This window comes from Loigolactobacillus jiayinensis (assembly GCF_003946445.1).
In the GTDB taxonomy this organism is placed as follows: domain Bacteria; phylum Bacillota; class Bacilli; order Lactobacillales; family Lactobacillaceae; genus Loigolactobacillus; species Loigolactobacillus jiayinensis.
Genome location: NZ_RHOF01000089.1, coordinates 1 through 8,862 on the forward strand (window position 1 = coordinate 1; position 8,862 = coordinate 8,862).

Here is an 8,862-nt window from a genome sequence, read left to right on the forward strand (position 1 = left end):
AAAATACTGATTTAATAGGATTTATCGTGTGGCTAATTTGTTCTTGCAATTTGGGGTTTACATTTTCACTATAAACTCATCTGGTTTTTTTGTAAATGCTTTCATTTACTTTAAATCGACACAATTTCGTGAAAACTGTCTTACATTAGTAACTACGGGAAATCTTTTGAAAATAATTTTTTCACAATGAAAGGATTTTATAAAGGTATAGGGCCTTAAGTAATTGTGTAAGCGATGAAAGAATGACTTTGGTCAAAGTTGAAGTTTTACTTGAGATTAAAATCGATGGTCTACCTGAATTTGTCGGTAAATGGAGGGATTTCGTGGTAAACTTCAGATGGAGAAGCTTGCCAATAAATGAAAAAGGAAACGCTCATGATTACAATAAAAGATATTGCGCGTCGGGCTGGTGTCTCAGTCTCAACCGCCTCACGTGCGCTAAATAATAATTCAAGAATTAGCCTTAAAACGCGTGAACGAATCCAAAAACTCGCCAAGGATCTTGATTATCTGCCAAATTATACCGCTAAGAACCTGACTCGCGGTGAAGCAAACGTCGTCGGAGTTATTTTTCCAACGGTGGAAAGTTCCTCACCGGAGAATCCGTTCTATATTGATATGCTCCGAGGCATCAATCAGTCGCTAGTCGCCCGACACTATGTTTTATCAATTGCGATTGGGAGCCGAGTTGAAGAGGTCCTTGCTAACGTGACGGCCATGGTTCAACAGGCAAAGGTCAAACGGTTCGTTCTACTATATACGGATGAGAATGATCCGGTCGTTGACTATTTGCGTCGCGAAAATTTGGACTTTGTGGTTATTGGTCAGCCAGTTGGAGATTTGCCGGATCGATACGTCGATAACGACAATGTTCAGGCTGGGCGAGATGCCACAATGGCAATTCTTCAAAATGGCGGGGTTCGAAACCCACTATTTGTTGAATCCGAATATGAGTGGCAATACGAGCGAAATCGCCGAATGGGCTACGAAAAGGCGATGGCGGAAGTCCAATTAGAACCGCTAGTATTTAGATTACCAAAACGCGTTTCTGAAACAGCAGTCGAGGTATTTTTGAATCAGCACCAAGATGTCGATGCGGTAATTGCAACCGACGATGTTGGCTTGCTGCGGTTTAATCGGGTTTGGAGCAAAATTCGACACACAAAGAAAATTCCGATGATGAGTTTCAATAAGAGTGAGCTACTAGCGTTGATTGACCAAGATGTCCGCATGGTTGATATGCGGCCGGAAATGCTGGGCAGTCGCGCGGTAGAATTGTTATTTACCGATCGAAATGTTCAAAAATTAATTGTGCAGTACGAGTTGTGAGCAACAACTCTTTTTTATTTTATTTTTGTGCAAACGGTTGCACAAATTATCAAAGCGGTTTATAATTCATTTTGTTAAGAAAAATGGGTTCACATAACCCAAATAAACAGGGAGTGACAAATCATGGAAAATGATTCAGCACAAGGCAACACGGCTACAACGCCAAAAACCAAGCCAATGCCAAAATTGTCTATCGCGACAATTTGGATGATTAGTTTCGGATTCTTCGGTGTTCAAATGGCTTTCTCTTTACAATCTTCACAAATGGGGCGGATCTTCCAAACTTTGGGAGCTGATCCAACCAAATTAGGTTTCTTCTTTATTCTTCCTCCACTAGCAGGTTTAGTGGTTCAACCATTAGTTGGCTATTATTCAGATAAAACGTGGATGCCTAAAATTGGTCGTCGATTACCTTACCTTTTGATGGGATCGTTAGTCGCCGTCATCGTTATGTTCTTACTACCAAACTCTGGTAGCTTAGGATTTGGTTATGGATCACTTGCAGCACTTTGGTTCGGTGCCATCACAATTCTCTTCATGGATTTATCGTCTAACGTTGCCATGCAACCATTCAAGATGATGGTCGGGGACATGGTGAATGATGAGCAAAAAGGATTTGCTTACTCAATCCAAAGTTTCTTATCAAATAGTGGTTCAGTGCTAGCTGCAATTTTCCCATACCTCTTAACTGGTTTGGGTGTTGCTAACATTGCGCCAAAGGGTGTCATTCCGAACTCAGTTATTTTCTCATTCTATACAGGTGCCGTTATCTTAGTTATCTGTAGTGCCTTCACTATTTTGAGAGTTAAAGAATATACACCCGCAGAATATAACGCCTATCACGGTATTACTGAAGCAGATGTTCAAGAAAAAGTTGGTTTATTTACACTTTTGAAACGTGCTCCTAAAGTATTCTGGACGTTAACTCTTGTTCAATTCTTCTGCTGGATGGCCTTCCAATACCTTTGGACTTATGGTGCAGGTGCCGTCGCCAAGAACGTTTGGCGCGCAACAGATCCTGCAAGTGCTGGCTATCAAGCCGGTGCCAACTGGTTCGGTGTTCTATCCGCAATTTACGCTTTAGCTGCCGTTGTTTGGTCATTAGTTCTTGCTAAGATGCCAAATGACAAGCACAAGCCAATGTACGCAACTAGTTTAGTATTAGGTGCCGTTGGGTTTGCCTCAATTTTCGTTGTTCATAATCAATGGGTTCTCATCCTCTCATTCTGCTTGATTGGTATTTCATGGGCCGCAATGATGATGTTCCCATTCACCATTTTGACCAACGCACTTTCAGGTGCCAACATGGGCTCGTACCTTGGTCTATTCAACGGAAGTATCTGTTTACCACAAATCGTTGCTTCAGTATTGAGTTTCGCTTTGTTCCCATTGATGGGCTCATCAATGCCAGGGATGGTTCTCTTAGCCGGTATCTTGATGTTAGTCGGTGCCTTCTCAGTAAGCAGTATTAAAGAAGTATTCGCATAAAAATTAAAGGAGTCTGAATGATGAAACGAACATTTGACGTATCACCGTGGCACATTGTGACCACTAAACTTAATCCAGACGATAAACGTCTTCAAGAATCAATGACCAGTCTTGCAAATGGTAACCTCGGCATGCGTGGATTCTTTGAGGAAGGTTACAGTGGCGACACGCTTCCCGGAATCTACATTGGTGGCGTTTGGTTTCCAGATAAGACAAAGGTTGGCTGGTGGAAAAACGGCTATCCTAAGTACTTTGGCAAAGTGATTAATGCAATCAACTTTATCAAGGTTGGCATTAAAATCAACGGTGAAGTTGTTGATTTGGCTAAGGACAAGGTGAGTGACTTCAACCTTGATTTAGATATGCAACAGGCCGTTCTCGAACGGGCTTTCACTGTTGAAAAGGGTGGCGCAAAGGTTCAGATTTCATTTGAACGATTTGTCAGTGCTGCAACTAAGGAACTCGTTGTTCAAGGGATTATCTTGAAGAATGTGGGTTCTAAAGAAGCTAAGGTTGAATTCAGTTCATCCGTTGATGCTGATGTACAAAATGAAGACGCCAATTACGATGAAAAGTTCTGGGACGTTTTGAAAGTTGCTAAGACTGATAATGAAGCCGAAGTTATTGCGGAAACAAAGCCAAACGACTTTGGAACACCACAATTTACGGTTGGTGCTTTATCAACAGTTGTCACGGACTGGAACAGTGAGTCTGCAGACCAAACCGATGTCTCAGCGACGAACCATTTTAGCGGAACACTGGCTGCTGGTGAGCAAACAATTATCCAGAAGCGCACAGTTGTTGTGTCATCACGTGACTTCCCTAAACAAGCTGATCTTGAGGCTCGTTTAACCCAATTAAATAAAGAAATTTCTGCAACATCATACAGTGATTTATTCAACGCCCACAAAGCTGTTTGGGCAAATCGCTGGAACGTTTCTGATGTTAAAATTGCTGGCGACGATGAAGCGCAACAAGGAATTCGTTTTAACCTATTCCAGCTCTTCTCAACGTACTATGGCGAGGATTCTCGTTTGAACATCGGACCTAAAGGCTTTACCGGTGAAAAATACGGTGGTGCCACATACTGGGATACAGAGGCCTTTGCGGTTCCCGTTTACCTTGGTGTTACGGATCCAAATGTTACCAAAAACTTGTTGAAGTATCGTTACCAACAAATTGACGGTGCCTTCCATAATGCTAAGGAACAGGGCCTTAAGGGTGCTTTATACCCAATGGTTACGTTTGATGGGATTGAATCTCATAACGAATGGGAAATTACATTTGAGGAAATTCACCGTAACGGCGACATTGCCTACGCAATTTACAACTACACAAACTACACTGGTGACAAGTCATACGTTCAGCATGAAGGCGCCAAGGTCTTAACGGAGATTTCACGTTTCTGGGCTGACCGGGTTCACTTCTCAGAACGGAATGGCAAGTACATGATTCATGGTGTTACTGGCCCTGATGAGTACGAAAATAACGTTGATAACAACTGGTATACCAACATTTTGGCACAATGGACGTTGAAATATACGCTTGAAATTTTGCCAGAGGTTGCACCAGAAGTTGCTAAAGACTTAAACGTCACTGACGCTGAAAAGAAACAGTGGCAAGACATTGTGGACAGAATGTACCTTCCTGAAGACAAGAAGTTAGGAATTTTCGTTCAACACGATGGCTTCCTAGACAAGGATATCAAGCCAGTCAGCTCACTTCCTAAGGATCAATTGCCACTTAACCAAAACTGGTCATGGGACAAAATTCTTCGTTCACCATACATCAAACAAGCCGATGTTCTTCAAGGAATCTGGGACTTTATTGATGACTTTACACCTGAACAGAAGAAAGCCAACTTTGATTTCTATGAGCCATTAACGGTTCATGAATCAAGTTTGTCAGCTTCAATCCATGCCATTTTGGCAGCTGATCTTCATTATGAAGAAAAGGCAACCGAATTGTATGAACGGACAGCTCGTCTCGATTTGGATAACTACAATAATGACACGGTCGATGGTTTGCACATCACAGCTATGACCGGTGGCTGGTTAGCCATTGTTCAAGGATTCGCTGGCATGCGAGTTCGCGACGGTGAGTTACACTATGCACCATTCCTACCTAAGAAATGGCAGTCATACCAGTTCCGTCAATTGTTCCGCGGTCGTTTGATTGAGGTAACGGTTGATCAGTCTGGTACGAAGCTTGACTTGCTCGATGGCGACCCAATTACGGTTGACCTCGATGGTAAGAAGGAAGAGCTTAAATAGGACTAAAAAAAGGGCAAGAGTGGGAAACTGCTCTTCGCCTTTTTTATTAAAAGAAAGTGGGTGAGACTGGTGGAATCGACTGTTAAAGATTTTGGCCATTTAGAAAATGGTGAGTTAGTCAAAGAATTTACGATTACAAATAAAAATGGTGTGAGCCTCCGCACAATCAGTTACGGAGCAACCTGGACTGGCTACTTTGTGACACCAGAGAAGAATATCATTTTAAATTTTGATAACGTGCACGAATATGAAACGAATCCCTTTCATTTAGGAAACACCATTGGTCGGGTGGCAGGACGGTTGAGCGGCCATACGTTTAACGTCGCTGGATTCAGGGTCAATTTGAAGCCAAACGAAAATAAAAATGTGCTACACAGTGGTAACACGGGCATTGATCGGCTCAATTGGCATGGCGAGATTATTCTAGACGACCAATCTGCCAAAATTCGATATACCATGCAACAGAAAGCAATTTTTCCTGGGACGTTGGAAATGGCCATCACCTATTCTTTAGATGAGGATAACCATGTTTCCGTACAATATGAGGGACGCAGCAACGTGGAAACCCTATTTAATCCGATGACGCATGTTTACTTTAATTTGGATGGACCGGACGCGCCAATCAAGGATGAATTCTTGAAGATAGTTGCGGATAGGCATATCGTGGTAAATGAAGAAAAGATTCCAACGGGTGAAATACAGGTCGTTGAAAATACCCCGTTTGATTTTACAAACCTTGTTAAGCTGGGCGATCAATGTGAAAAACTTGGCGGCAACGAACAGTTTGATGATGCCTTTAAAAAGCCGGATACATCGCTAGGCGTAACACCAAGCTTGTTACTAGTTGATAGCGCAAAGCAGCATCAATTAGAAATGGGCAGTGATCGCAATGGCGTCATTATTTTTAACGTCAATCCCGATTGCATTGGCAAAGATGCGGATTGGCTTGCTGCTCATCCAGATAACGGACTGGCTGTGGAATTACAAACGGTCCCAGATGCGATTCACCACGACGGATTTGGCGACATTGTTTTACCCGCTAATCAAACTAAAACTTACACATCAACTTATTACTATTCGGAGGGATAACCATGAAGTTTGAAGATATTAAGGGATTTGCATTTGATTTGGACGGCGTCATTGCTGATAGTGCCCGATTGCACGCTAAGGCATGGCACCAAACGGCGGATGAAGTTCATTCAGAATGGACACCAGAACTAGCGGAAGCCTTGAAGGGTGTCAGCCGCATGGATTCACTGGAAATGATTTTGAAGGCGGGTGGCCATGAAAATGACTACACCGAGGATGAAAAGGTGGCTTTGGCTACCGAAAAGAACACCAAGTATTTGAAGCTGGTTGAATCATTAACGCCAGATGACGTGCTACCAGGGATGAAAGCCTTCTTAGACGAATTAAAAGCTAGCGGCTATAAAATGTCCGTCGCTTCAGCCTCAAAGAACGCCCCTGCAATTTTGAAGCAGTTGAAAATTACCGACTACTTTGAAGGCGTGGTTGATCCAGCCAAATTGCATGCCGGAAAACCAGATCCAGAAATCTTCAGTTTGGCGGCCGGTGTGATGGACTTAGCACCAGAAGTTGTTGCCGGTCTAGAAGATTCAGGTGCTGGCATTAAGTCAATTAATGCTGCGGGTGAACTTTCAATCGGGATTGGTAATCAATTGATGGAAGCGGATGTGCGCTTTGCGGATACGAGTGAAGTTTCGTTAAAAAATATTAAAGCTAAATTAGGCTAATCATTGAGCCGGCACTGTTTTTAGGGCTCTCTGTCAAATCCTGTTGATAGATAGTTTTACAGAACTAGAAGCTAAGCGGCTTCTAGTTCTGTTTTTGTATTTGGTTTTGTTCTCGTTTGTTGAAGCTTAATCCGCGAGATTAAATGATGGAAATTTCTAAATCCAAACGCAGTCCGCTGAATCTGCTTAATCATCCGATTAATACCTTCAATTGGACCGTTAGAATACTTAGATTCACTGGCATTCAAGACAATTTCCAGATTACTTTTAAACGTTTTTAGTGGCCGGATTTAAAATTGAAGTGCAACACCTAAATGACTAGACCAAAAAGGCCATGAAGACCTATTCTTATAGTTACCACAACAAATAAGAAAAGAGATGTCTTCATGACCCTTAACCAGAATACCATGATTAGTCATTACCAACAACTTCAACCTTATGAACGTGGCTTGATCATGGCTCGTAAATCTGAGGGTTGGTCTTGCCGTCAGATTGCGCGTGAACTTCATCGGAGTCCAAGTACCATCAGTCGGGAATTAAAGCACGGTACAATTCGTCAAATTGGCCCTAATCACAAGCCCTTTGAAGCTTACTTTGCAGAGACTGCTCAAACTATTCATGCAAATCATCAAGCTAATTCTCATGCCGTTAGCTGGCTGGTCAAGGCACCTGTGTTCTTCCAACAACTGGTCATTGAACTTCGTCGCAAACCTAGAGTCCACAGTATTGATAGCTTTGTGCATTGGTTCAAACTGAACCATCAAGAACTAGCTTGTCCGTCAACACCAACTGTCTACAGATACATTGATAATGGCCTTTTAGAACTAACTAATAGTGAACTACCCATGAAGCTACGTCGACGGGTGAGATCTGTTCGTAAAGCTCATCAGCGTATGAATAAACGTACCTTAGGCAAGTCTATTGAAGAACGACCATTTGGAGCCAATAACCGAACTGAAATCGGCCATTGGGAAGGTGATCTAGTTAAAGGCAAACGAGTTGCCAGTGAACCCGCTATTATGACCTTGACTGAACGTGTTAGTCGTTATGAAATCATCGTTAAGATTACGGACTATCACGCCGACACTTGTCGACAAGCCCTGCAAGATGTTATCGATGACTATGGTCCAGAATACTTTAAGACAGTTACTTTTGACAACGGTTCAGAGTTTGCGGATTTATCAAAGGTAGCCGGCACGACAGTCTACTTTGCCCATCCATATTCACCATGGGAACGTGGTACTAATGAGAACCAGAACCAACTGATCCGCGAGTTCATTCCTAAGGGACATTCAATGAGAGCCTTGACCTTAACAGGGATTCAAGCAATCCAAAACGCTCTGAACCAAAGACCACGAAAGGTTCTCAACTATCAATCGGCAATGGCAGTTCTGCCAGACTTCGATTAACTAGACCAATAACTAAGAATAGGTCGAAAGTGTTGCACTTGATTTGACAATTCGGGAACGTTTTTAGTGTTTCCTTCATTTGAAAACTTAGGTTTTCATTTTTGTAGAGATAGTAGACAATGCCATCTTTGTCATGATTTTTAAGACAGGACATGATACCTTGCAGCGCATCGTATGTGCTCGAAATAGTGTCATCAGTGTCAAGCTCCATTTGTACTCGCCCTTGTTGAGTTAACTGCTGTCGTAAATGACGATCATAGAAAGTTTGGCTGACTTCTAGTTCATCAAAGTGCTTCAAATATAGTTTCCATGAGAACTTAAGCAGTCGATATTCGATAGATTTCTTGTCATATTTTTTCATTGTCTGAACTCTAGTCTGGTTGAATGCCCGCGTCATCATGGCGATAATGTGGAATCGATCAACGACAATTTCTGCGTTTGGAAACATTTCCTTAACGATATCTTTATAGTAACTATTGAGATCCAGAGTTACGGTTTGAACCCGTTTTCGGGTATTGATATGGAATCTATTAAAGTACTCAATAATGCTTTTTTTACGCGCGTTTTATAATCAAGTTAGCCAAATACTTTTAGCTAATTGATAAAATA

The 8,862-nt window shown here is 42.2% G+C and carries 7 protein-coding genes and 1 pseudogene; 6 read left to right on the forward strand and 2 right to left on the reverse strand.

Translation table 11 applies throughout. From position 1 onward, the window contains the following. Positions 1-375 precede the first annotated feature (375 nt). From EKM80_RS14070 to pgmB, 5 genes are all read left to right on the forward strand, one after another. Complete coding sequence (locus EKM80_RS14070) at positions 376-1,329, forward strand: LacI family DNA-binding transcriptional regulator (RefSeq protein ID WP_068226378.1); 954 nt, start codon at positions 376-378, stop codon at positions 1,327-1,329. Positions 1,330-1,506: 177 nt separating this feature from the next. Continuing rightward, positions 1,507-2,817, forward strand: a complete 1,311-nt coding sequence (locus EKM80_RS14075) for an SLC45 family MFS transporter (protein WP_198930090.1) — start codon at positions 1,507-1,509, stop codon at positions 2,815-2,817. Positions 2,818-2,837: 20 nt separating this feature from the next. Beyond that, on the forward strand, positions 2,838-5,090 hold the full coding sequence (locus EKM80_RS14080; RefSeq protein WP_125554266.1) for a glycoside hydrolase family 65 protein: 2,253 nt from the start codon (positions 2,838-2,840) through the stop codon (positions 5,088-5,090). Between the two features lie 69 nt (positions 5,091-5,159). Continuing rightward, positions 5,160-6,179, forward strand: coding sequence for an aldose epimerase family protein (locus EKM80_RS14085; RefSeq protein WP_016265828.1), 1,020 nt, complete (start codon positions 5,160-5,162; stop codon positions 6,177-6,179). A 2-nt stretch (positions 6,180-6,181) separates the two neighbouring features. After that, entirely contained in the window at positions 6,182-6,844 is a 663-nt protein-coding gene (pgmB, locus tag EKM80_RS14090; RefSeq protein WP_016265827.1) for a beta-phosphoglucomutase, read from the forward strand. A 71-nt stretch (positions 6,845-6,915) separates the two neighbouring features. On the opposite strand, the pseudogene EKM80_RS14095 reads toward pgmB, so the two are convergent. Next, positions 6,916-7,122, reverse strand: a pseudogene (locus EKM80_RS14095) (transposase); the annotation flags it as partial. Between the two features lie 108 nt (positions 7,123-7,230). On the opposite strand from EKM80_RS14095, the gene EKM80_RS14100 reads away from it, so the two are divergent. Next, positions 7,231-8,253, forward strand: coding sequence for an IS30 family transposase (locus EKM80_RS14100; protein ID WP_125554262.1), 1,023 nt, complete (start codon positions 7,231-7,233; stop codon positions 8,251-8,253). Here EKM80_RS14100 and EKM80_RS14105 read toward each other — a convergent pair. Continuing rightward, complete coding sequence (locus tag EKM80_RS14105; RefSeq protein ID WP_225418900.1) at positions 8,210-8,800, reverse strand: transposase; 591 nt, start codon at positions 8,798-8,800, stop codon at positions 8,210-8,212. The two genes, EKM80_RS14100 and EKM80_RS14105, sit on opposite strands and share 44 nt — an antisense overlap. Between the last annotated feature and the right edge of the window lie 62 nt (positions 8,801-8,862).

Excerpts from the sequence above, each read along its gene's own strand:
- EKM80_RS14070 (WP_068226378.1), top strand. The coding sequence starts at position 376 with ATGATTACAATAAAAGATATTGCGCGTCGGGCTGGTGTCTCAGTCTCA.
- pgmB (WP_016265827.1), top strand. The coding sequence starts at position 6,182 with ATGAAGTTTGAAGATATTAAGGGATTTGCATTTGATTTGGACGGCGTC.
- EKM80_RS14100 (WP_125554262.1), top strand. The coding sequence starts at position 7,231 with ATGACCCTTAACCAGAATACCATGATTAGTCATTACCAACAACTTCAA.
- EKM80_RS14080 (WP_125554266.1), top strand. The coding sequence starts at position 2,838 with ATGAAACGAACATTTGACGTATCACCGTGGCACATTGTGACCACTAAA.
- EKM80_RS14075 (WP_198930090.1), top strand. The coding sequence starts at position 1,507 with ATGCCAAAATTGTCTATCGCGACAATTTGGATGATTAGTTTCGGATTC.